Raw genomic sequence first — 22,303 nt, forward strand, 5'->3', positions numbered from 1 at the left:
TTCGGGCAGTGTCACGCGTCTGCGAAAAGCAAACAGATACCCGGCCCGCTTCAAGCGGGCTTTTTTTTGAACAGAATATGAGAACAACAACATGCAAACAGCCAAACCACATCTCGAACTGCTGACCTGCGAGGCGGCCTATCGCCATAACCCTACCGCGCTGTTTCATCAGGTGTGCGGCGCACGTCCCGCGACACTGCTGCTGGAATCGGCTGACATCGACAGCAAGGACGATCTCAAAAGCCTGCTGCTGGTTGACAGCGCGCTGCGCATTACCGCATTGGGTGACACCGTCACCATTAAGGCGTTGTCTGACAATGGCGCATCGCTGCTGCCGCTGCTGGATGCGGCTCTGCCTTCAGGCATTGAAAATGAGCGCCACCCGGATCTGCGAATTCTGCATTTCCCACCGGTAAGCCAGCTGCTGGATGAAGATGCCCGCCTCTGCTCGCTGTCCGTTTTCGACGCTTTCCGCCTGCTGCAAAATCTGGTGACCGTGCCGGAAGATGAGCGCGAAGCGATGTTTTTTGGCGGGCTGTTCGCTTACGACCTGGTTGCCGGTTTTGAGGATTTACCGGAAACCGAGCAGGGTAACCGTTGCCCGGACTACTGCTTCTACCTGGCCGAAACCCTGCTGGTGATCGACCATCAGAAAAAATATACCCGCATCCAGGCCAGCCTGTTCACGCCGTCGGCCTCTGAGAAAAACCGCCTTGAGCAGCGCATCGCTCAACTGCAACAGCAAATGACCGAAGCGCCACCTGCGCTGCCCGTACAGCGCGTGGAAAAGATGACATGCGATGTTAACCAGACCGACGATCAATACGGCGCGGTGGTTCGCCAGATGCAAAAAGCGATTCGTGCCGGGGAAATTTTCCAGGTGGTGCCGTCCCGCCGCTTCTCACTGCCCTGCCCGTCACCGCTGGCGGCCTACGACGTGCTGAAGAAAAGCAACCCAAGCCCGTATATGTTCTTCATGCAGGACAACGATTTCACCCTGTTCGGCGCCTCGCCGGAAAGCTCGCTGAAATATGACGCCACCAGCCGCCAGATTGAGATCTACCCGATTGCGGGCACCCGTCCGCGCGGTCGTCGTGCCGATGGCTCCCTGGATCGCGATCTCGACAGCCGCATCGAACTGGAGATGCGTACCGACCACAAAGAACTCTCCGAACACCTGATGTTGGTCGATCTGGCGCGTAACGATCTGGCGCGTATTTGCACGCCGGGCAGCCGCTATGTGGCAGACCTGACCAAAGTCGACCGCTACTCCTTCGTCATGCACCTGGTCTCCCGCGTTGTGGGTGAGCTGCGCCACGACCTCGACGTTCTGCACGCCTACCGCGCCTGCATGAACATGGGCACGCTGAGCGGCGCGCCGAAAGTCCGTGCGATGCAGCTTATCGCCGAAGCGGAAGGACGCCGTCGCGGCAGCTACGGTGGCGCCGTGGGCTATTTCACCGCTCACGGCGATCTTGATACTTGCATTGTGATCCGCTCCGCCTACGTTGAAGACGGCATTGCTACCGTCCAGGCCGGGGCCGGGATTGTGCTGGATTCTGTTCCGCAGTCGGAAGCTGACGAAACCCGCAGTAAGGCGCGCGCGGTACTGCGTGCCATTGCTACCGCTCACCATGCACAGGAGATTTTCTGATGGCTGACATTCTGCTGCTCGATAATATCGACTCCTTTACCTATAACCTGGCAGATCAGCTGCGTGCGAATGGTCACAACGTCGTTATCTATCGCAACCACGTTCCCGCCCAGACGCTGATAGACCGTCTGGCGACCATGCAAAACCCGGTGCTGATGCTCTCCCCGGGGCCAGGCGCGCCGAGCGAAGCGGGCTGTATGCCTGAGCTGTTGACCCGTATGCGCGGCAAGCTGCCAATTATCGGTATCTGCCTTGGTCACCAGGCGATTGTCGAAGCCTACGGCGGTTACGTGGGTCAGGCAGGGGAGATCCTGCATGGCAAAGCGTCAAGTATTGAACATGACGGTCAGGCGATGTTTGCCGGGCTGCCAAACCCACTTCCGGTGGCGCGTTACCACTCGCTTGTCGGCAGCAACATTCCGGCCGGGCTGACCATTAACGCCTCGTTTGAAGGGATGGTGATGGCGGTGCGTCACGATGCGGATCGCGTCTGCGGGATGCAGTTCCACCCGGAGTCTATTTTGACCTCGAACGGCGCGCGCCTGCTGGAGCAAACGCTTGACTGGGCGCTGCAAAAGCTGGAGCAGACCAACACCCTGCAACCGATTCTGGAAAAACTGTATCAGGCCCAGACCCTGAGCCAGCAGGAGAGCCACCAGCTTTTCTCCGCCGTCGTGCGTGGCGAGCTGAAGCCTGAGCAGCTGGCCGCTGCGCTGGTAAGCATGAAGGTGCGCGGCGAAAGCCCGCAGGAGATCGCCGGTGCGGCCACGGCTCTGCTGGAAAATGCCGCCCCGTTCCCGCGCCCAGACTATCCGTTTGCCGACATTGTCGGGACCGGTGGCGACGGCAGTAACAGTATCAATATTTCTACCGCCAGCGCCTTTGTGGCTGCGGCGTGCGGTCTGAAAGTAGCGAAACACGGCAACCGCAGTGTCTCCAGCCGCTCCGGATCGTCCGACCTGCTGGCGGCTTTCGGCATCAACCTGGAGATGAACGCCGAGCGTTCCCGTGAAGCGCTGGATGACCTGGGCGTTTGTTTCCTGTTTGCGCCGAAGTATCACACCGGTTTCCGCCACGCGATGCCGGTTCGCCAGCAGCTTAAAACCCGCACGCTGTTTAATGTGCTCGGTCCACTCATTAACCCGGCACACCCGCCGCTGGCGCTGATCGGCGTTTACAGCCCGGAACTGGTGCTGCCGATTGCGGAGACGCTGCGCGTCCTGGGTTACAAACGTGCCGCCGTGGTACACAGCGGCGGGATGGATGAAGTTTCTCTGCATGCACCGACGCTGGTGGCCGAACTGATTAACGGCGAAGTGCTGAACTATCAGCTTGAGGCCGCTGACTTCGGTTTGACCCCGTACCATCAGGACGCCCTGGCGGGCGGTACGCCGGAAGAAAACCGTGACATTCTCACGCGCTTATTACAAGGTAAAGGTGAGGCCGCCCATGAGGCCGCCGTGGCGGCCAACGTTGCCATGCTGATGCGTTTACATGGCGAGGAAGATCTGAAAGCCAACGCCCAAAAAGTTCTGGATGTACTGCGCTCCGGTGCAGCTTACGATCGCGTTACCGCACTTGCGGCAAGAGGGTAAATAATGCAGACCGTTTTAGCGAAAATCGTCGCCGATAAGGCCATCTGGGTGGAAGCCCGTAAGCAACAGCAGCCGCTCGCCAGTTTTCAGAATGACGTCGTTCCGAGCAGCCGTCGTTTTTATGATGCGCTCCAGGGCGCGCGTACCGCGTTTATTCTGGAGTGTAAAAAAGCGTCTCCGTCCAAAGGCGTGATCCGTGACGATTTCGACCCGGCGCGTATTGCCGGTATCTACAGGCATCATGCGTCTGCCATTTCTGTGCTGACGGATGAGAAATATTTCCAGGGCAGCTTCGATTTTCTGCCTGTTGTCAGCGGCATCGCGCCGCAGCCGATTCTGTGCAAAGACTTTATTATCGACCCGTATCAGATCTGGCTGGCGCGCTTTTACCAGGCCGATGCCTGCCTGCTGATGCTCTCAGTGCTGGACGACGAACAGTATCGCCAGCTCTCCGCCGTCGCGCACAGCCTGAATATGGGCGTGCTGACCGAAGTGAGTAATGAAGAAGAGCTTGAGCGCGCGATTGCACTGGAAGCCAAAGTGGTCGGCATTAACAACCGCGACCTGCGCGACCTGTCGATTGACCTCAACCGTACGCGCCAGCTTGCGCCGCGTCTGGGCGCGGGCGTCACGGTGATCAGCGAATCCGGGATTAACAGCTACGCCCAGGTGCGTGAACTCAGCCACTTTGCCAACGGTTTCCTGATTGGTTCCGCCATGATGGAACATGATGATCTTAATGCAGCGGTGCGCCGCGTGCTGTTGGGTGAGAACAAAGTGTGCGGCCTGACCCGTGAACAGGACGCGCAGGCCGCGTATGAAGCAGGCGCAATCTATGGCGGTCTGATCTTTGTTGAGTCCTCGCCTCGTGCCGTTAATGAGGAGCAGGCGCGCAAGGTGATGGCGGCTGCTCCACTCAGCTACGTGGGCGTGTTCCGCAATGCGGATATCAACATTGTTGCGGCAAAAGCGGACGCGTTATCCCTGAGCGCGGTTCAGCTGCACGGCGATGAAGATCAGGCATACATCGATGCTCTGCGACATGTTCTGGCGCCTCAGATTCAGATCTGGAAAGCGCAAAGAGTTGGCGCCACCCTGCCCGCGCGTAACCTGAACCATGTGGCTAAATACGTGCTCGACAACGGCCAGGGCGGCACGGGGCAGCGTTTCGACTGGTCACTGCTGCGTGGCGAAGTGCTGGACAATGTCCTGCTGGCGGGGGGATTAAGCCCCGATAACTGTGTGGAAGCGGCCAAAACCGGCTGCGCCGGCCTCGATTTCAATTCAGGCGTAGAGTCCCAACCGGGCATAAAAGACGCCAGTAAGCTGGCCTCGGTATTTAAAACTCTGCGTGCATATTAAGGAAGAGAAGATGACGACATTACTTAACCCGTATTTTGGTGAGTTCGGTGGGATGTACGTCCCACAAATCCTGATGCCCGCGCTGCGCCAGCTGGAAGAAGCGTTCGTGAACGCCCAGAAAGATCCGGCGTTTCAGGCGGAGTTTACTGACCTGCTGAAAAACTATGCAGGCCGTCCAACTGCCCTGACCAAATGCCGTAACCTGACCGAAGGCACCAAAACCACGCTCTATCTTAAGCGTGAAGATCTGCTGCACGGCGGCGCGCATAAAACTAACCAGGTGCTTGGCCAGGCGCTTCTCGCGAAGCGGATGGGGAAAACCGAAATCATCGCCGAAACCGGCGCGGGACAGCACGGTGTGGCCTCCGCCCTCGCCAGCGCCCTGCTCGGCCTGAAGTGCCGCATCTATATGGGGGCGAAGGACGTTGAGCGCCAGTCGCCGAACGTGTTCCGCATGCGTCTGATGGGGGCGGAAGTGATCCCGGTGCACAGCGGTTCCGCGACGCTGAAAGATGCCTGTAACGAAGCGCTGCGCGACTGGTCTGGCAGCTACGAAACCGCGCACTATATGCTCGGCACCGCGGCGGGCCCGCACCCGTTCCCGACCATCGTGCGCGAATTCCAGCGCATGATTGGTGAAGAGACCAAAACGCAGATCCTCGAAAAAGAGGGTCGCCTGCCGGATGCGGTGATCGCCTGCGTTGGCGGCGGCTCTAACGCCATTGGCATGTTTGCCGACTTTATCGATGAAACCAGCGTTGGGCTGATTGGCGTTGAGCCTGCCGGTCACGGGATTGAAACGGGCGAGCACGGTGCGCCGCTGAAGCATGGCCGCGTGGGGATCTACTTCGGTATGAAGGCCCCGATGATGCAGACCGAGGAAGGTCAGATTGAGGAGTCTTACTCGATCTCTGCCGGGCTGGATTTCCCGTCCGTGGGGCCGCAGCACGCGTTCCTCAACAGCACCGGCCGCGCGGATTACGTCTCCATCACCGATGACGAAGCGCTGGAGGCCTTCAAAACGCTGTGCCGCAGTGAAGGGATCATCCCGGCGCTTGAGTCTTCCCATGCTCTGGCGCACGCGCTGAAAATGATGAAAGCGAACCCGGAGAAAGAGCAGCTTTTGGTGGTGAACCTTTCCGGTCGCGGGGACAAAGACATCTTTACCGTTCACGATATTCTGAAAGCACGAGGGGAAATTTGATGGAACGCTACGACAACGCATTTGCACAACTGAAAGCCCGCCAGGAAGGCGCGTTCGTTCCCTTCGTGACGCTGGGCGACCCCGGCCCGGAGCAGTCGCTGAAGATTATCGACACCCTGATTGATGCCGGTGCCGACGCGCTGGAATTGGGTATTCCCTTCTCCGATCCGCTGGCGGATGGCCCGACCATCCAGAACGCGACGCTTCGTGCGTTTGCCGCGGGCGTGACGCCGAGCCAGTGCTTCGAAATGCTGGCGGCAATTCGTCAGAAGCACCCGACCATTCCGATCGGCCTGCTGATGTACGCCAACCTGGTGTTCAGCCGCGGTATTGATGAATTTTATGCCGAATGTGCCCGAGTGGGTGTCGACTCGGTGCTGGTGGCAGACGTGCCGGTTGAAGAGTCTGCGCCGTTCCGTCAGGCGGCGATGCGCCACAACGTTGCGCCGATTTTCATCTGTCCACCGAATGCCGATGACGTTCTGATGCGCCAGATTGCCTCTTACGGACGGGGTTATACCTACCTGCTCTCACGTGCGGGCGTCACCGGTGCGGAAAACAAAGCCGCGCTGCCGCTGCATCATCTGGTGGAGAAGCTGGCAGAATACCATGCCGCACCGCCGCTTCAGGGCTTCGGGATTTCCTCTCCGGAGCAGGTTACTGCGGCAATTGACGCGAAAGCCGCCGGGGCCATTTCCGGTTCGGCTATCGTGAAAATTATTGAGAAGAACGTAGATAAGCCAGAGCAGATGCTGGCTGAGTTACACGCATTCGTCACGTCAATGAAAGCGGCCACGCGCAAAGCGTAACCGTTAACACCGTCTGGCCCCGGCGTCAGACGGTTTTCCCCTCTCACTCTCCCCGAAAGAACAGGTCAGAATTGATCCTGTCGATATTTTTAGCGTGAATGACTTTTCAATCTTTCGCGTAAGCGTATGATCTGGACTCTTTTTAGCGTTACCCTTCTGAGTTCAGAGGTTATTCATGTCATGGCATTCCTTCAAACAGACTTACCTGGTTAAGTTCTGGTCACCCGTTCCGGCCGTTATCGCGGCAGGCATTCTCTCTACTTATTATTTCGGTATCACCGGCACCTTCTGGGCTGTGACGGGCGAGTTTACCCGCTGGGGTGGGCAGCTATTGCAGCTGGCAGGCGTACATGCCGAAGAGTGGGGCTATTTCAAACTGATCCATCTTGAGGGCACCCCCCTGACCCGCATCGACGGGATGATGATCATTGGCATGTTCGGCGGCTGTTTTGCGGCCGCGCTGTGGGCCAATAACGTTAAGCTGCGCCTGCCGAAAAGCCGCATCCGCATTTTGCAGGCCGTGGCTGGCGGCATCATTGCCGGATTTGGCGCTCGTCTGGCGATGGGCTGTAATCTTGCCGCGTTCTTCACCGGTATTCCGCAGTTCTCGCTGCATGCCTGGTTCTTTGCCGTCGCCACCGCCATCGGCTCATACTTCGGTGCGAAATTTACCCTGCTGCCGCTGTTCCGTATTCCGGTGAAAATGACGAAAGTCAGCGCTGCCTCTCCGTTAACGCAAAAGCCCGATCAGGCGCGTCGTCGCTTTCGCCTCGGTATGCTGGTCTTTTTTGCCATGGTTGCCTGGGCGATTTGCACGGCAATGAATCAGCCAAAACTCGGCCTGGCCATGCTGTTCGGCGTCGGTTTTGGTCTGCTGATTGAACGCGCGCAGATCTGCTTCACCTCCGCGTTTCGCGATATGTGGATCACCGGACGCACCATGATGGCGAAAGCCATTATTGCCGGGATGGCCGTGAGCGCGATCGGCATCTTCAGCTACGTTCAGCTCGGTGTGGAACCGAAAATCATGTGGACCGGTCCTAATGCGGTCATTGGCGGGCTGTTGTTTGGTTTCGGCATCGTGCTGGCGGGCGGGTGTGAAACTGGCTGGATGTATCGCGCCGTGGAAGGTCAGGTGCATTACTGGTGGGTCGGTCTGGGTAATGTGATTGGCTCTACCGTCCTGGCGTACTACTGGGATGACGTCTCACCGTTACTGGCAACAAACTGGGACAAGGTTAATCTGCTGAATACCTTTGGTCCGCTCGGAGGACTGATGGTGACCTATGCCCTGCTGCTGATCGCCTTCTTGCTGGTTGTTGCGCAAGAGAAGCGCTTCTTCCGACGCGCCACCGTCAAAATTGAAACCCAGGAGAATGCCGCATGAAAGAGATCGTGCCTGACTATCGTCTCGATATGGTGGGTGAACCTTGCCCTTACCCGGCCGTCGCCACGCTTGAAGCGCTACCGCAGCTCAAAAAAGGGGAAATTCTGGAGGTGGTGAGCGATTGTCCGCAATCCATCAATAACATTCCGCTTGATGCCAAAAACCACGGCTATACCGTGCTGGATATCCAGCAGGACGGGCCGACCATACGGTATTTGATTCAGAAGTAACTCCCGGTACAAAAAAGGCCTCTACGGGAGGCCTTGTTTCAGCTTGCTGGCTTTAGCCACCGTCGCCTTTTAAGTTTGGGGAGGCATGAATGGGGGGTGAGGCGGGTACCGCAAACTGAACAGACCGCACCATGAGGTTGGCTGTACGTCGGGCTAAACGTGGTGAAATGAAACTGTTTGCCTGCACATACCGGACACTCAAATTTGATGTTGGGGATATTCCCTCCAGCCAGATGAATGGAAGAACCACCTTACAGCAATTAACGTCCTTTCAGGGATATATCGTTTCCAGAGAAATACCGGGCAAGGAAGGCTTAATATATACGTTATTGAAAAGTAACTCTTATTGATCCACAGCAACAGGAAAATTTTATACTTAAGTAAAATCTTACGTCTGGTTTGAGTATGGCTTTAATGAGTTGATGTTGTTTAGATGTTTTGGATTTTTGCTTTTTTTTATCTCATTTCACGTTTCGTCTTTGAATTTCTCATCGACGTTTTTGCGGCTGAACTGCCCGGAACGCGGCCTGGTCGAAGTCATTCTGCACGTCTACGACCACACCCAGGAAAAGTGGCCCGGGCATTTTGAAACCGGCGCGGGTCATAAGCGTGTCGGTGATACCGAAATTATTCCTTTTGCAAACGGGGATGTTCTTTTCCATTCCATTTCACGCGATGCGTTCAGCTACCTGTATGATGGCGAATCGACGCTCAGGCACTGCATGAAGCTGGACGAACGCCCCGTTTATCCATTCTTTTGACGTTCGACACTGGCCGCTATGCGGCCAGTTTTTTACGCATCAGAAACGGTAACCCGCAGAGAACATAAATACCCACGGATCCAGACGGGTACTGATACTCTGCTGCTCACCGCCCGCCTTGAAGCGAACGTCGGTATCAATATCCATGTACCAGACCGAGGCGTTGATCAGCCAGTCACGGTTAATCAGGTAATCCAGACCAACCTGCCCCGCCACGCCCCACGAGTCTTTCAGACTAAGGTCGGAAAGCCCGGCCTCTTTTCCGGTATCGTTAAATTTCTCATCAAAGAAGGTGGTGTAGTTAACACCTGCCCCAATATAAGGGCGCACCTTGCTGCTGGAATCGCCAAAGTACCACTGCGCCATCAGCGTTGGGGGTAAATGGTGAACCGTGGCAATGTCCCCGGTCGGACCTAAACCGACGCGGTGACGGAATGGCGTGGCGGCTAAAAGCTCGACGCCAATGTTATCCGTTGCCATATACGTAAACGTCAGGCCTAACTGGGTGTTATTGCTGACGTTGAACCCGCCCATACCCAGTACATTGTCGGACCCTTCCGTTGGACGTACCGTTGCCGAACCGGCACGAATAAAGAATTCGCCTGCTTCATGCGCGTACGCGCCGCCAGAGAGACTGCTTAAGATAAGGGCTGCCACCGCTAATTTTTTCATATCCGCTCCATCGTTGTGGTTTTAATTGCGGAGGAGAATATACTCACAAATGAGTAATAAGTGATCTAACACAGATCACATTAAAACCAGTAAGTTAACATTCATTGATCTAGGTTAATTTTTAGTGACGCCTCATAAAGCAATAAGTTGTTACGACGTCAATTTTTGGCATTTCATGGTTACAAAATTTTCTGTTTCCCCTCTCTTGCGCTTCCTGTAGCGGCTGGATAATTTATCGCTCTCACAATGTGATTTGATGCGTTCTTCTTTTGCAGGTGTGCCATGAGTGATCATAACCCGTGCATGACGTGCGGAGCCTGTTGTGCGTATTTTCGAGTCTCTTTCTACTGGGCTGAAGCCAGCGATGGCGGCGGCACCGTTCCGGTTGATCTCACAGAACCCTTAACCCCTTTTCTGCGCTGTATGCGCGGCACGAACCAAAAACAGAGCCGCTGTGTGGCGCTGCAAGGTGAGCCTGGGGTATCCACACGCTGTTCTATTTACGCGGATCGCCCCAGCCCGTGTCGCGCTTTCGCGATGTCGGGAGAGGATGGACAGGTCAATGAGGCATGCAATCGCGCCCGCGCCCGCTATGGATTACCGCCGCTTTACAAAGATATGCTTTTCCATACAAGCCTTGATGCTGCCACCAGCGTGTTATCCGGTGTACAATTGCCGGCTAATTAACACCTGCAATACTCAAGGAGAGTGCATGTCTATCACGGCGAAGTCTGTCTACCGTGACACGGGAAATTTTTTCCGCAATCAGTTCATTACCTTTTTACTGATCGCGTTGTTGTGCGCCTTTATTACGGTGGTGCTGGGTCATGCGTTCTCACCCAGTGATGAACAGATTGCCACGCTGAGCCAGGGGGATCATCTTGCAGGCAGCGCAGGGTTGTTTGACCTTGTGCAGAATATGACGCCAGAGCAACAGCAAATCTTGCTGCGCGCATCTGCGGCCTCTACCTTCTCGGGCCTGATTGGCAACGCCATTCTGGCGGGTGGCGTGCTGCTGATGATCCAGCTGGTGTCTGCCGGACAACGCGTCAGCGCGTTACGTGCAATCGGGGCCAGTGCGCCGGTACTGCCGAAACTGTTTATCCTCATTTTCCTGACCACGCTGCTGGTCCAGATGGGGATAATGCTGGTGGTTGTTCCGGGCGTGCTGCTGGCTATCGTACTTTCATTCGCGCCAGTAATGGTTGTGCAGGACAAAATGGGCATTTTCACCGCCATGCGCAGCAGCATAAGGCTCGCGTGGGCGAATATGCGTCTGGTTGCCCCGGCCGTTATCAGCTGGTTGCTGGCCAAGACTCTGCTATTGCTGTTTGCGCCGAATTTTGCGGTGTTAACGCCAAACGTCGGAGCGGTTGTCGCCAATACGCTGAGCAATCTGATTTCAGCCGTGCTGCTGGTCTATTTGTTCCGCCTGTACATGTTAATTCGTCAGTAACTGGGATCGCAGAATGAAGCAGTTTCTTGATTTTTTACCGCTGATCGTATTTTTCGCTTTTTATAAGCTGTACGACATTTATGCCGGCACGCTGGCGCTGATTGTGGCAACGGCTGTGGTGCTGATTTACAGCTGGGTTCGCTATCGCAAAGTTGAAAAGATGGCGCTTATCACCTTCCTGATGGTGGCGGTGTTTGGTGGTCTGACGTTGTTCTTCCACAATGATGAATTTATCAAATGGAAGGTCACGGTGATTTACGGCCTGTTTGCGGGCGCGCTGCTCATCAGCCAGTGGGTGATGAAGAAGCCGCTGATCCAGCGCATGCTGGGGAAAGAACTGACGCTGCCGCAGGCAGTGTGGGGACGTCTGAATATCGCCTGGGCGCTATTTTTTATTCTCTGTGGTCTGGCGAATATCTACATCGCTTTCTGGCTGCCGCAGAATATCTGGGTCAACTTCAAGGTGTTTGGCCTGACGGCACTGACCCTTATCTTCACCCTGCTCAGCGGCGTTTATATTTATCGCCACATGCCGCAGGATGACAAGCAGTAATCCTTCGGGCCAGATCGCCGCGCGATCTGGCCTCTTTTCCCGCCTCCTCTTTTCTCTACAACCTTCCTGCGAAAATGGCTGAATCATGAAGATTTTATGGAGATTGCTGTCACTTTATTGTAATGAGAATGACTATCATTAATATTCGTCATCGCATTTTTAACAAATGGAAATGAGTTGATGAATAACATAATAAGATTTGCCCCGGCAAACTTACGCTCGCCATTCTTTCAACGTTATACCAGAGCGCACACGCAGCGGAAGATCCTCTCGCCGATGGTGAAACAATGGTTGTTCAGGCCACCGCTGAAGAGGCGCTGAAGCAACAGCCGGGGGTTTCCATCATCACGGCAAAGGACATAGAAAAGGATCCACCGGTTAACGATCTTTCTGAAATTATTCGCAAAATGCCCGGGGTTAACCTCACCGGAAACAGCGCGACAGGCAGCCGCGGTAACAATCGCCAGGTCGACATCCGCGGTATGGGGCCGGAGAACACGCTGATTCTGATTGACGGTGTGCCGGTGACGTCACGTAACTCGGTGCGCTACAGCTGGCGCGGGGAGCGCGACACCCGCGGAGATACCAACTGGGTTCCGCCAGAGATGGTTGAGCGCATTGAAGTGCTCCGGGGACCTGCTGCCGCCCGCTATGGTTCGGGGGCGGCTGGCGGCGTCGTCAACATCATTACCAAACGCCCGACCAACGACTGGCACGGCTCGCTCTCCCTGTACACTAACCAGCCTGAAAATGATAAAGAGGGAGCGACGAAACGCGCTAATTTTGATCTGAGCGGCCCCCTTGCGGGCGATGCGTTAACGATGCGCCTGTACGGGAATATCAACAAAACTGACGCAGATGCGCAGGACATCAACACCGCGCAAAATGGCTCTTACGCCGCCGGACGTGAAGGCGTGCGCAACAAGGACATTAATGCCCTGCTCTCCTGGAAACTCACGCCACAGCAGATTATCGATTTCGACTACAGCTACAGCCGCCAGGGCAATATCTACGCGGGTGATACTCAATACAGCAACAGCAACGTCAGCCCTGACGGTTTGGTGTCGTCCCTGTATGGACACGAAACGAACCGAATGTACCGCCAGTCTTATGGCATTACGCACAACGGCATCTGGGACTGGGGTCAGTCAAAGTTCGGTGTTTATTATGAAAAGACCAACAACACCCGCCTGGAAGAAGGCTCTACGGGCAAAGTTGAGGGGATGATCAATAGCGATAAATACGATACCAGCCGGCTGGAGTCATACCGTTCAACGGGTGAACTGAACATTCCTTTCTTCTGGCTGGTCGAACAGACGCTAACCGTCGGTGCAGAATGGAACCGTGATGAACTGAACGATCCGGCCTCAATGCAGGCGACAAATGTGTCGGGAGAAGTGATTAACGGCGTTCCCGGTACGGCTTCTGAGCGCAACAGCAAAAACAGCGCTGACCTCACTGGCATCTATCTTGAGGATAATATTGAAGCGCGCCAGGGCACCAACCTGATCCCAGGGATCCGCTTTGATTATCACAATCAGTTTGGCAGCAACTGGAGCCCGAGCCTGAACCTCTCTCAGGATTTGGGCGACATGTTCAAGGTTAAAGCAGGTATCGCTCGGGTATTTAAAGCGCCAAACCTGTATCAATCCAGCGAAGGCTATCTGCTTTCCACCCGCGGAAATGGCTGCCCGAACAACGTTTCCGAAGGAAGCTGTTACCTGTTAGGTAACCCGGATCTGGATCCTGAAATCAGCGTGAACAAAGAGATTGGCCTGGCCTTTGCGCTGGAAGGCTACGAGGCTGGCATAACCTGGTTCCGCAACGATTACAAAAACAAGATTGTTTCAGGAACGAATGTGCTGGGCCAGACAAGCAGCGGCGCAAATATCCTTCAGTGGCAGAACGGAGGAAAGGCTGTTGTTGAGGGGCTGGAAGGCAACCTCACCGTCCCGGTTATCCGCGACACGCTAACCTGGCGTACCAATGCGACGTATATGATTCAGTCTGAAAGTAAAGACACCGGCAACCCTCTGTCGATTATTCCAAAATATACCGTCAACACGATGCTCGACTGGCAGGTTAACAGTAAACTTTCAGCGAACCTTAGCTGGACGATGTATGGCCGCCAGAAGCCAAGAGAAAATGCTGAAATCCGCAAAGAGCAGAATGCGATGTCAGATAAAGAGATTGGCGCCTATTCCATCGTTGGGATCGGCAGCAATTATCAGCTGACAAAAGATCTCCGCCTGAATGCCGGGATCAGCAACCTCTTTGATAAGCAGATTTACCGAGAAAATGACGGTGCATCGACCTATAACGAACCAGGCCGTGCGTATTACGCAGGCGTGACCCTCTCCTTCTGACCCTCAGGCGCCTGCTCTGCGGGCGCTAACCCTATTCTCTCCAGCCAGAAATCATAGTAGCATCCCGCCTGAAGTCTTCAGTTACGAGTTTAAAAACAATGACAACAAATGACGCCCCTCAGGGCGAACTGGTTTTACGCACACTGGCAATGCCTGCGGATACGAATGCCAATGGCGATATTTTTGGCGGCTGGTTGATGTCGCAAATGGATATGGGCGGTGCAATCCTGGCCAAAGAGATTGCGCATGGGCGCGTGGTAACCGTCCGGGTAGATGGCATGACCTTCCTGCGTCCGGTTGCGGTGGGTGATGTAGTGTGCTGTTACGCACGCTGCGTAAAACGCGGCAATACGTCTGTCTCCATCAACATTGAGGTGTGGGTGAAAAAAGTCTCTTCTGAACCGATTGGTCAGCGCTATAAGGCGACAGAGGCATTATTCATCTATGTCGCGGTGGATAGCGACGGTAAGCCTCGTCAGCTCCCACGGGACTGATCCTCAGGTAAAAAGAAGCCTCCTTGCGGAGGCTTCTTTTATTCCATCTGTGCCCCGCCGTTCAGGCGGAAGACAATGTTCACAATCAACCCATTGCCGGGTTTACCGGCTTCATAGCGCCACCTGCGCATGGCCGATTTGACTTCACGCTCAAACATATTCGCGGGCTGTGCGGACAGAATTTCCACATTATCCACACGTCCATCAGCCGTAACGTCAAATTTCACCCGTACACGCCCTTCAATACGTAACGCCTGAGCACGCGCCGGGTACTGCGGCTGGTTTCGGCTCAGTGCGCGCGGGCCTGCTGGCGCCGTTACCGTCGGTTTTGTCGCGGTCGTGGTGTTATTCATCAGCGGACGCGACGGGGCGGTGTTTTCAACCGGCTGCGTGGCGCGTGGCTCTACCGGCCGCACTTCACGTTTCGGGCGTTCTTCCACCTTTTTAACCGGCTTGGGTTTTGGCTTCGGTTTCGGCTTCGGTTTCGGCTCTGGCTTGTGGATCACCACCGGCGCTTCTTTAGGCGGTTCAGGAATCGGCTCGGGTTCCGGCTCAGGTTCAACAACGGGCTGTGGCGGTGGCGGCGCAACCTGTGGCGGCTCAAGATCCGCAGGCGATACCATGGTCACAGAAATTGGCTGCGCTGGCGCTGGCATTTCAATAACCTGATGAACCGAGGTATAGAGTAGACCCGCCACGACAGCACCGTGAATAACGACGGAAAGCAGCGTCGGCCATGGAAAGCGGCGAGGTAAATCAAGGGTCATCGAAGTCATAATCATCAACGTTAAAAAACCGAACCTCGATTTTAAATGCAAATAGCAATCATATTCAATAAGACACTTTGTTCTGGCGCAATTTAAGCGTACAAGAGGGCAAAAAAGGGGCATCCAGATCAGGGTTTTAACATTGTTATTATCTTTACATTGCAGTCATTTGTGCTTTCACATAACGTAATTGTCACTTTTACCGCTTAAGGAGCTTTGCCGTGCTTTACGTGATTTACGCTGAAGATGTACCTGGTTCTCTGGAAAAACGTCTTTCCGTTCGCCCTGCCCATCTGGCGCGCCTACAGTTGCTACAGGATGAAGGCCGGTTGCTGACCGCAGGTCCGATGCCTGCCGTTGACAGCAACGATCCGGGCGCGGCGGGTTTTACCGGCTCCACGGTGATTGCCGAGTTTGAATCTCTGGAAGCCGCGCAGGCCTGGGCAGAAGCAGACCCGTACGTCGCAGCTGGCGTGTACGAGAAAGTCACGATTCGCCCGTATAAAAAAGTGTTCTGAAACGAAAAGGCTCCCTCAGGAGCCTTTTCTTCATTCAGTGCAGCGACGCCAGCCTCGCCGCAAATCCGACAAACAGCAGGCCTATCAGCCCGTTCCCCAGCTTCGCCAGTTTCTTTTTGGTTTTCAGGTAACGCGTAACAAACGCGCCAGAGAAAATCAGGAAGCTCATGTACATGAAGCTGATCAGCTCAAGCGTTGTGGCGAGGATCAGGAACGATGTGCCGGTATTCTTCGCATTAACATCAATGAACTGTACGAAGAACGACACGTAAAAGAGAATCGCTTTCGGGTTCGTCAGGCTCAGCACCAGCGAACGTTTAAGGATCGCGCTTGCCGGTTCGGCGCTACTTTCGTGCGCATTTTTTTGACGCGTCATAACGGACCAGAGCATTTTTCCGCCGAGCCACAGCAGATAAAACGCGCCCAGATAGCGGACAATATTAAATAAAACCGGCGTGGTCTGGATCAACGCGGCGACGCCCGCCCAGGCCAGAAACATCAGCACGGCGTCACCAATAAACACACCGGTGGCTGCCAGATAGCCTTTTTTAACGCCGTGGCCAATCCCTGTTTTCAGCACAAACAAGGTGTTCGGTCCTGGAACCAGCACAATAAAGAATGCGCCGACAACATAGGTCCAGAAATTCAGTACACCAAACTCCGCAAACACGTCTTACTCCTTTTGCTTAAAAACAGCGGGGATACCGGTAATTACGGTATCCCCTAAATCAGTTGCGCTATTGTACGCCGTTATAGCCATCAAGATAAGTCGCGGCCAGTTCGTTACCAAATAATATGGCATCTTTACTGTCCATATCCGAAGACCATTTATCCTTCGCATTGCCTGCAAACAATTCCTGCGACTTCGCATTCTCTTTCAGCTGATCGCGAATGCTTTGCGCATATTCACTGGCTTCAGCCTGAGTCCGCCCTTCCGCGCGGTCAGCTTTGCCCTGCGCATAAAGCTCGCGGAACTGCGCCACGTTCAGCTGATAATTTTTCTGCACGCTGGAGGTGTAATTGCCGCCAGTAAAGCTGGACTGATGCGACACGAAATAAAACGCGTGCCGTTCAGGTGAGGTTTTGCTGCTGGCACAACCGCTTAATATCGCAATCCCGAAGAGTGCTGCTATCACTTTTACGTTCATCCTTTTTTCCTTTAATAAAGCCAATGTCTTCCCCATGCGAAAACATAATTTGCCAATGAGGAAACTGACGAAAGTCCTGAGTCTTCCCTGAGCGCATCGAGCGCCATAAGTACGATAAAAATGCAGAGATAAGGATTCGTCTTTTAATATCATGACGTTAGGGGACTTAGTATATCGTGGAAGCAGATGGGAGGAGACTGCAAAAATTGATAGCCTGGATGTTTAATGGGCACCTTTACGGTGCCCCTCATGCTTTTCAGATGTCCTGGACCGCGAACAACAGCGCGTTACGGTGTCTGTTCAGGCCACATTTTCTGATGGCGTGGATACGCATATTGCGGCGGGATTGTGCCTCCAGCCAACGAGCCTTACGACGACTCACCTGTCGCAACATGCGCCAGCGCCCAACTTCAGTTCTACTGCGCTTCATGTCTACAACTCTTTCTCTAACAGAGATGCCATTATATGCCTAAGCAGGCGGCAAACCAGCGCTTTTATCTGCCTTTTTATTTGCCAGATGAATCCTGATGCGTAAACTCATAACAATACGCTTTCAAAAGGATTTTTTATTTATGACAACCTTCTACACCGTGGTGAGTTGGCTGGTCATTTTAGGATACTGGCTGTTAATTGCCGGGGTGACGTTACGCATTCTGATGAAACGCAGAGCGGTCCCTTCCGCCATGGCCTGGCTTCTGATTATCTACATTCTGCCGCTGGTGGGCATCATCGCCTATCTCTCTTTCGGTGAACTTCATCTGGGTAAACGCCGTGCCGAACGCGCCCGCGCCATGTGGCCTTCCACGGCGAAATGGCTTGCCGATCTCAAAGCCTGCAAGCATATCTTCGCCGAAGAGAACAGCAGCGTGGCCGCCTCCCTGTTCAAGCTGTGCGAACGCCGCCAGGGTATTGCTGGGGTAAAAGGCAATCAGTTGCAACTGATGACCTCTTCCGATGATGTGATGCAGGCGCTGATCCGTGACATTCAGCTCGCCCGGCATAATATTGAGATGGTGTTTTATATCTGGCAGCCGGGCGGCATGGCGGACCAGGTCGCCGAATCGCTGATGGCTGCTGCACGTCGCGGTATCCACTGCCGCCTGATGCTGGATTCCGCGGGCAGCGTGGCCTTTTTCCGTAGCCCGTGGGCAGGCATGATGCGCAACGCCGGTATTGAGGTGGTCGAGGCGCTGAAAGTGAATCTTTTCCGCGTCTTTCTGCGCCGCATGGATCTCCGCCAGCACCGTAAAATGGTCCTGATCGATAACTATATCGCCTACACCGGCAGCATGAATATGGTTGATCCTCGCTTCTTCAAGCAGGATTCCGGCGTGGGGCAATGGATCGATCTGATGGCACGTATGGAAGGACCGATCGCAACCTCAATGGGCATCGTCTATTCCTGCGACTGGGAAATTGAAACCGGTAAACGTATTCTGCCCCCACCGCCGGACGGCAATATCATGCCGTTTGAAGAAGCCAGCGGGCACACTATCCACACCATCGCCTCTGGTCCTGGCTTCCCGGAAGATCTGATCCATCAGGCACTGCTGACCGCCGCGTACTCCGCGCGGGAATATTTGATCATGACGACGCCCTATTTCGTTCCCAGCGACGACCTTCTGCATGCCATCTGTACTGCGGCGCAGCGCGGGGTTGATGTGAGCATTATTATGCCGCGCAAGAACGATTCGCTGCTGGTCGGCTGGGCAAGCCGCGCGTTCTTTAGTGAACTGCTGGCCGCAGGGGTTAAAATTTATCAGTTCGAAGGCGGGTTGTTACACACCAAGAGCGTGCTGGTGGACGGCGAGCTGAGCCTGGTGGGTACCGTCAACCTCGATATGCGCAGTTTATGGCTGAATTTTGAAATTACGCTGGTCATTGATGACGCCGGGTTCGGCGGCGATCTGGCGGCGGTGCAGGACGATTATATCTCCCGCTCACGCCTGCTGGACGCCAGACTGTGGGCGAAACGTCCGCTGTGGCAGCGAATTGCCGAACGACTGTTTTACTTCTTTAGTCCGTTGCTGTAAAACGTGCCCAACGATGTTTAACAGGTAGTCATCATGGAAATGGATCTGAACAATCGCCTGACCGAAGACGAAACGCTCGAACAGGCCTACGATATTTTTCTCGAGCTGGCGGTCGATAATCTCGACCCTGCTGACGTCATTCTTTTCAACCTGCAATTTGAAGAGCGTGGCGGTGCTGAGCTGTTCGATCCGTCTGAAGACTGGGCCGAACACGTCGATTTTGACCTTAACCCGGACTTCTTCGCCGAGGTGGTCATTGGTCTGGCAGATGAAGACGGCGGAGAAATTAACGATGTCTTTGCCCGCGTCCTGCTGTGCCGCGAGAAAGACCATAAGCTGTGCCACATACTCTGGCGCGAATAATAAAAAAGGCTGCGATTGCAGCCTTTTTTATTTAATCCGATAAAGCATTTCCACAGCGGTGACAAAACCGCGCGCCGGGTTCATGATTCCCCTGCTGACACTTCGGACATTTGCGTTGCTGTTTGCTGTTCTGAAAAGCGCTGCTCATATGGGTGGTAATTAGCCCCGTCGGTATCGCTATCACCGAATAGCCAATCAGGATCAGTACCGATGCCACAATCCGTCCCAGCGGTGTATGCGGCGTAATATCGCCATAGCCCACGGTCGTCACCGTAACGATAGCCCAGTAGACAGACGCATTAAGCGTGGCAAAACCGTATTTCTGCCCTTCGATTAAATACATCAGCGTACCAAAAACGATCATCACGATAGCAATAAACGAATAGAAGAGAATAAGCTGGTGGCGGGCGCTGACAATGGCGACCCAAAAAACCCGTAGCGACGGCATAAAGCGCAGCAGTTTCAGAATTCGTAACACGCGAATCGCCCGCATTGCGCGCCAGGCAAACACATAATTCAGGCTAATCTCAGGCCACAGCCACATGACATACAGCGGCAGGATGGTGGCTAAATCAATAAATCCCCAGAAGCTGAAAACGTATTTCGCCGGATTTGGCCAGCTAATGACTCTCAGTACATATTCTGCGGTAAACACCAGCGTGACAACCAATTCCAGCCAGACGAAAACGTGCCACTCCTCATACGTCATGTGGTACTGCGTTCCGGCGCCGGATTCGATAAAGATAATAATGACGCTAATCAGCGCAAATAAACCACACAGACCTTCGAAGCGGCGACCGGAAACCGTTTCAGGATCAAATAAAAGGTGATACAGCCGCTGACGGGCCGACGTGAATAATCGCGACACATTAACCTCGAAAAATAAGGGCTGACATCATGTCAGCCCTTACGATTATAACGGGTCTACTTTCAGGCAGGAAACCGCATGTCGGAAACTGCCCTCCAGAACCGGCCGTGTTTTAGCACATTCCGGCCCGGCTATTGGGCATCGCGTACGGAATACGCAGCCTGAAGGCGGGTTGATTGGGGATGGCAGTTCACCTTCCAGAAGCTGGATGGTTTTATTTTTTTCCAGATCGGGATCCGGAACGGGCACCGCAGACATCAGGGCTTTGGTATAAGGGTGCAGCGGATTGTGGTACACCTCATCATACGTGCCCAGCTCCACGGCGTGGCCCAGGTACATGACCAGCACACGGTCTGAAATGTGTTTTACCACCGCCAGATCGTGGGCGATGAAGATCAGCGACAGCCCCATTTCCCGTTGCAGTTTCTGTAGCAGGTTAACCACCTGGGCCTGGATGGAAACGTCCAGCGCCGAAACCGGCTCATCACAGATAATCAGTTTCGGCTCAAGGATCAATGCCCGTGCGATACCGATACGCTGGCACTGACCGCCGGAAAACTCGTGTGGGTAGCGGTTGATGAGGTTAGGCAACAGACCCACCTTCAGCATCATCGCTTTCACCCGATCGCGAACTTCCTGGCGCGGCATCTTCGGATGATAGGTGCGCAGCGGCTCGGCAATGATTTCGCCAATGGTCATACGCGGGTTCAGGGACGCCAGCGGATCCTGGAAAATCATCTGGATATCACTGCGCACGTCGCGCCATTCATCCGGCTTCATCCCCAGCAGATCTTTGCCAAGCCAGGCCACTTTCCCGTCGGTGGCTTTCACCAGGCCGATGATCGCTCGCGCAAATGTCGATTTGCCGCAGCCGGATTCGCCCACCACGCCCAGGGTCTCCCCTTCGTACAGACGCAGCGTGACGCCATCCACCGCTTTCAGGGTTTTGGCTGGCTGCCAGAACCACTGTTTACCGTCTTTGATATCGAAATGGACCTTCAGGTCAGCGATTTCGAGCAGTACATTTCTTTTTTCGTCGATTGCGTTCATACCAGCTCCTCCAGCGGCTTAAAGCAGGCGCGCAGACGGCCTGGGGCAAACGCTTCCAGCGGCGGTGCGCTGTTACAGATCTCCATCGCATGCGGACAGCGCGGCTGGAACGGACAGCCTTTCGGCAGACGCAGCAGGTTTGGCGGGTTGCCCGGGATCGTCAGCAGCGACTCCCCTTCCGCATCAAGGCGCGGAACGGCATTCAGCAGCCCGATAGAGTACGGATGGGCTGGCTGGTAGAACACATCGCGTGCATTACCGTATTCCATCGTGCGGCCTGCATACATGACTAACACTTTGTCGCAGATCCCGGCAACGACGCCTAAATCGTGGGTGATCATAATGATGGCGGTATTGAACTCGCGCTTCAGCTCGTTCAACAGCGTCATGATCTGCGCCTGAACGGTCACGTCCAGAGCAGTGGTCGGTTCATCAGCGATGAGCAGTTTCGGCCGGCAAAGCAATGCCATCGCGATCATGACGCGCTGGCGCATACCGCCGGAGAACTCGTGCGGATACATACGCATGCGCTTGCGCGCTTCAGGCATTTTCACCGCATCCAGCATTTTGACAGACTCTTCAAACGCTTCGGCTTTACCCAGCCCCTTGTGGAGCATCAGCACTTCCATCAGCTGTTCGCCCACCCGCATATACGGGTTCAGGGACGTCATCGGATCCTGGAAAATCATGGAGATCTGCTCGGCGCGCAGCTTGTTCAGCTCATGTTCCGGCAAATTCAGGATCTCTTTCCCGTTAAACGTCGCTGAACCACCGATGACGCCGTTTGAGGCCAGCAGGCCCATCAGCGCGAAGGCGGTCTGGGATTTACCGGATCCCGATTCGCCCACAATGCCCAGCGTTTCACCGGCACGCAGGTCGAAATTGAGATCGTTAACGGCAGTCACATCACCGTCGGGGGTTTTAAACGTCACGCGGAGATCTTTTACGTCCAGCAGAGCGCTGGTCCGCTGTTGCGCCTGTGGCGCGGTTGCCGTTTCAATAATGGTCATGAC

24 protein-coding genes, 1 pseudogene and 1 other annotated feature (1 of these 26 only partly in view) are annotated in these 22,303 nt (G+C 54.7%); of the genes and pseudogenes, 16 read left to right on the forward strand and 9 right to left on the reverse strand.

The window, feature by feature from the left end; translation table 11 throughout:
* Positions 1–68 (forward strand) — a sequence feature (Trp leader region) (it extends 26 nt beyond the left edge of the window).
* A 23-nt stretch (positions 69–91) separates the two neighbouring features.
* The 8 genes from ACOTX7_RS11140 to ACOTX7_RS11175 all read left to right on the forward strand — a co-directional run bounded on the left by ACOTX7_RS11140 (position 92) and on the right by ACOTX7_RS11175 (position 9,002).
* Entirely contained in the window at positions 92–1,654 is a 1,563-nt protein-coding gene (locus tag ACOTX7_RS11140; protein WP_205921661.1) for an anthranilate synthase component 1, read from the forward strand.
* Positions 1,654–3,249 carry a bifunctional anthranilate synthase glutamate amidotransferase component TrpG/anthranilate phosphoribosyltransferase TrpD gene (trpD, locus tag ACOTX7_RS11145; protein WP_221256085.1) on the forward strand — a complete coding sequence of 532 codons (1,596 nt, stop codon included), beginning with the start codon at positions 1,654–1,656 and terminating at the stop codon, positions 3,247–3,249. The genes ACOTX7_RS11140 and trpD overlap by 1 nt, the downstream gene beginning before the upstream one ends.
* A 3-nt stretch (positions 3,250–3,252) precedes the next feature.
* Entirely contained in the window at positions 3,253–4,611 is a 1,359-nt protein-coding gene (trpCF, locus tag ACOTX7_RS11150; RefSeq protein WP_221813579.1) for a bifunctional indole-3-glycerol-phosphate synthase TrpC/phosphoribosylanthranilate isomerase TrpF, read from the forward strand.
* Between the two features lie 10 nt (positions 4,612–4,621).
* Positions 4,622–5,815 (forward strand): tryptophan synthase subunit beta, encoded by a 1,194-nt coding sequence (gene trpB, locus ACOTX7_RS11155; RefSeq protein ID WP_221256087.1) that lies wholly within the window; start codon positions 4,622–4,624, stop codon positions 5,813–5,815.
* The gene (gene trpA, locus ACOTX7_RS11160) at positions 5,815–6,624 is read left to right on the forward strand and encodes a tryptophan synthase subunit alpha (RefSeq protein ID WP_006810867.1); all 810 of its coding nucleotides are present in this window, start codon (positions 5,815–5,817) and stop codon (positions 6,622–6,624) included. Before trpB ends, trpA begins: the two co-directional genes overlap by 1 nt.
* A 175-nt stretch (positions 6,625–6,799) precedes the next feature.
* Positions 6,800–8,011, forward strand: a complete 1,212-nt coding sequence (gene yedE / locus ACOTX7_RS11165) for a selenium metabolism membrane protein YedE/FdhT (RefSeq protein ID WP_221256088.1) — start codon at positions 6,800–6,802, stop codon at positions 8,009–8,011.
* Positions 8,008–8,241 (forward strand): sulfurtransferase-like selenium metabolism protein YedF, encoded by a 234-nt coding sequence (gene yedF, locus ACOTX7_RS11170; RefSeq protein WP_003856774.1) that lies wholly within the window; start codon positions 8,008–8,010, stop codon positions 8,239–8,241. Before yedE ends, yedF begins: the two co-directional genes overlap by 4 nt.
* A 479-nt stretch (positions 8,242–8,720) precedes the next feature.
* Positions 8,721–9,002 (forward strand): hypothetical protein, encoded by a 282-nt coding sequence (locus tag ACOTX7_RS11175; RefSeq protein ID WP_226865019.1) that lies wholly within the window; start codon positions 8,721–8,723, stop codon positions 9,000–9,002.
* 39 nt (positions 9,003–9,041) lie between these two features.
* On the opposite strand, the gene ompW is transcribed toward ACOTX7_RS11175, so the two are convergent.
* Complete coding sequence (ompW, locus tag ACOTX7_RS11180; protein ID WP_006810871.1) at positions 9,042–9,674, reverse strand: outer membrane protein OmpW; 633 nt, start codon at positions 9,672–9,674, stop codon at positions 9,042–9,044.
* A gap of 282 nt (positions 9,675–9,956) precedes the next feature.
* Here ompW and ACOTX7_RS11185 point away from each other — a divergent pair, with 282 nt between their 5' ends.
* The 5 genes from ACOTX7_RS11185 to yciA all read left to right on the forward strand — a co-directional run bounded on the left by ACOTX7_RS11185 (position 9,957) and on the right by yciA (position 14,543).
* Entirely contained in the window at positions 9,957–10,361 is a 405-nt protein-coding gene (locus ACOTX7_RS11185; protein WP_214591960.1) for a YkgJ family cysteine cluster protein, read from the forward strand.
* 25 nt (positions 10,362–10,386) lie between these two features.
* A complete protein-coding gene (locus ACOTX7_RS11190; protein ID WP_045347760.1) occupies positions 10,387–11,130 on the forward strand; it encodes a YciC family protein in 744 nt (247 codons plus the stop codon).
* A gap of 13 nt (positions 11,131–11,143) precedes the next feature.
* The gene (locus ACOTX7_RS11195; RefSeq protein WP_047353334.1) at positions 11,144–11,683 is read left to right on the forward strand and encodes a septation protein A; all 540 of its coding nucleotides are present in this window, start codon (positions 11,144–11,146) and stop codon (positions 11,681–11,683) included.
* Between the two features lie 224 nt (positions 11,684–11,907).
* Positions 11,908–14,049: a TonB-dependent siderophore receptor gene (locus tag ACOTX7_RS11200; protein WP_313771850.1), complete on the forward strand. Its 2,142-nt coding sequence runs from the start codon at positions 11,908–11,910 to the stop codon at positions 14,047–14,049.
* 98 nt (positions 14,050–14,147) lie between these two features.
* Positions 14,148–14,543 (forward strand): acyl-CoA thioester hydrolase YciA, encoded by a 396-nt coding sequence (gene yciA / locus ACOTX7_RS11205; protein ID WP_006810875.1) that lies wholly within the window; start codon positions 14,148–14,150, stop codon positions 14,541–14,543.
* 38 nt (positions 14,544–14,581) lie between these two features.
* Here the strand turns inward: yciA and tonB are convergent, their stop codons facing one another.
* The gene (gene tonB / locus ACOTX7_RS11210; RefSeq protein ID WP_032673866.1) at positions 14,582–15,310 is read right to left on the reverse strand and encodes a TonB system transport protein TonB; all 729 of its coding nucleotides are present in this window, start codon (positions 15,308–15,310) and stop codon (positions 14,582–14,584) included.
* Between the two features lie 221 nt (positions 15,311–15,531).
* Between tonB and ACOTX7_RS11215 the strand changes: the two genes are divergently transcribed.
* Positions 15,532–15,828 carry a YciI family protein gene (locus ACOTX7_RS11215; RefSeq protein ID WP_221256090.1) on the forward strand — a complete coding sequence of 99 codons (297 nt, stop codon included), beginning with the start codon at positions 15,532–15,534 and terminating at the stop codon, positions 15,826–15,828.
* 34 nt (positions 15,829–15,862) lie between these two features.
* Here ACOTX7_RS11215 and leuE read toward each other — a convergent pair whose 3' ends face one another.
* From leuE to ACOTX7_RS11235, 4 genes and pseudogenes are all read right to left on the reverse strand, one after another.
* The gene (leuE, locus tag ACOTX7_RS11220) at positions 15,863–16,498 is read right to left on the reverse strand and encodes a leucine efflux protein LeuE (RefSeq protein WP_006810877.1); all 636 of its coding nucleotides are present in this window, start codon (positions 16,496–16,498) and stop codon (positions 15,863–15,865) included.
* Between the two features lie 67 nt (positions 16,499–16,565).
* A complete protein-coding gene (locus ACOTX7_RS11225; RefSeq protein ID WP_047353338.1) occupies positions 16,566–16,976 on the reverse strand; it encodes an Exc2 family lipoprotein in 411 nt (136 codons plus the stop codon).
* A gap of 11 nt (positions 16,977–16,987) precedes the next feature.
* Positions 16,988–17,101: pseudogene (locus tag ACOTX7_RS11230) on the reverse strand (KPN_01571 family protein); the annotation flags it as partial.
* Between the two features lie 131 nt (positions 17,102–17,232).
* Complete coding sequence (locus tag ACOTX7_RS11235; RefSeq protein ID WP_017384232.1) at positions 17,233–17,406, reverse strand: YciY family protein; 174 nt, start codon at positions 17,404–17,406, stop codon at positions 17,233–17,235.
* A 142-nt stretch (positions 17,407–17,548) separates the two neighbouring features.
* Between ACOTX7_RS11235 and cls the strand changes: the two genes are divergently transcribed.
* Together cls and ACOTX7_RS11245 are read left to right on the forward strand one after the other, a co-directional pair.
* Complete coding sequence (gene cls / locus ACOTX7_RS11240; RefSeq protein WP_003856750.1) at positions 17,549–19,009, forward strand: cardiolipin synthase; 1,461 nt, start codon at positions 17,549–17,551, stop codon at positions 19,007–19,009.
* A gap of 33 nt (positions 19,010–19,042) precedes the next feature.
* Positions 19,043–19,372, forward strand: a complete 330-nt coding sequence (locus tag ACOTX7_RS11245) for an HI1450 family dsDNA-mimic protein (RefSeq protein ID WP_023292232.1) — start codon at positions 19,043–19,045, stop codon at positions 19,370–19,372.
* Between the two features lie 31 nt (positions 19,373–19,403).
* Here the strand turns inward: ACOTX7_RS11245 and ACOTX7_RS11250 are convergent, their stop codons facing one another.
* Genes ACOTX7_RS11250 through ACOTX7_RS11260 form a run of 3 tightly spaced genes read right to left on the reverse strand, consistent with a single transcriptional unit; the run spans position 19,404 to position 22,300 of the window.
* On the reverse strand, positions 19,404–20,240 hold the full coding sequence (locus ACOTX7_RS11250) for an ion transporter (RefSeq protein ID WP_221256091.1): 837 nt from the start codon (positions 20,238–20,240) through the stop codon (positions 19,404–19,406).
* Positions 20,241–20,285: 45 nt separating this feature from the next.
* Positions 20,286–21,290 (reverse strand): murein tripeptide/oligopeptide ABC transporter ATP-binding protein OppF, encoded by a 1,005-nt coding sequence (gene oppF, locus ACOTX7_RS11255; protein ID WP_003856743.1) that lies wholly within the window; start codon positions 21,288–21,290, stop codon positions 20,286–20,288.
* A complete protein-coding gene (locus ACOTX7_RS11260) occupies positions 21,287–22,300 on the reverse strand; it encodes an ABC transporter ATP-binding protein (RefSeq protein WP_017384234.1) in 1,014 nt (337 codons plus the stop codon). The genes oppF and ACOTX7_RS11260 overlap by 4 nt, the downstream gene beginning before the upstream one ends.
* Positions 22,301–22,303 lie beyond the last annotated feature (3 nt).

Source organism: Enterobacter cloacae complex sp. IR5418 (genome assembly GCF_049238105.1).
In the GTDB taxonomy this organism is placed as follows: domain Bacteria; phylum Pseudomonadota; class Gammaproteobacteria; order Enterobacterales; family Enterobacteriaceae; genus Enterobacter; species Enterobacter hormaechei.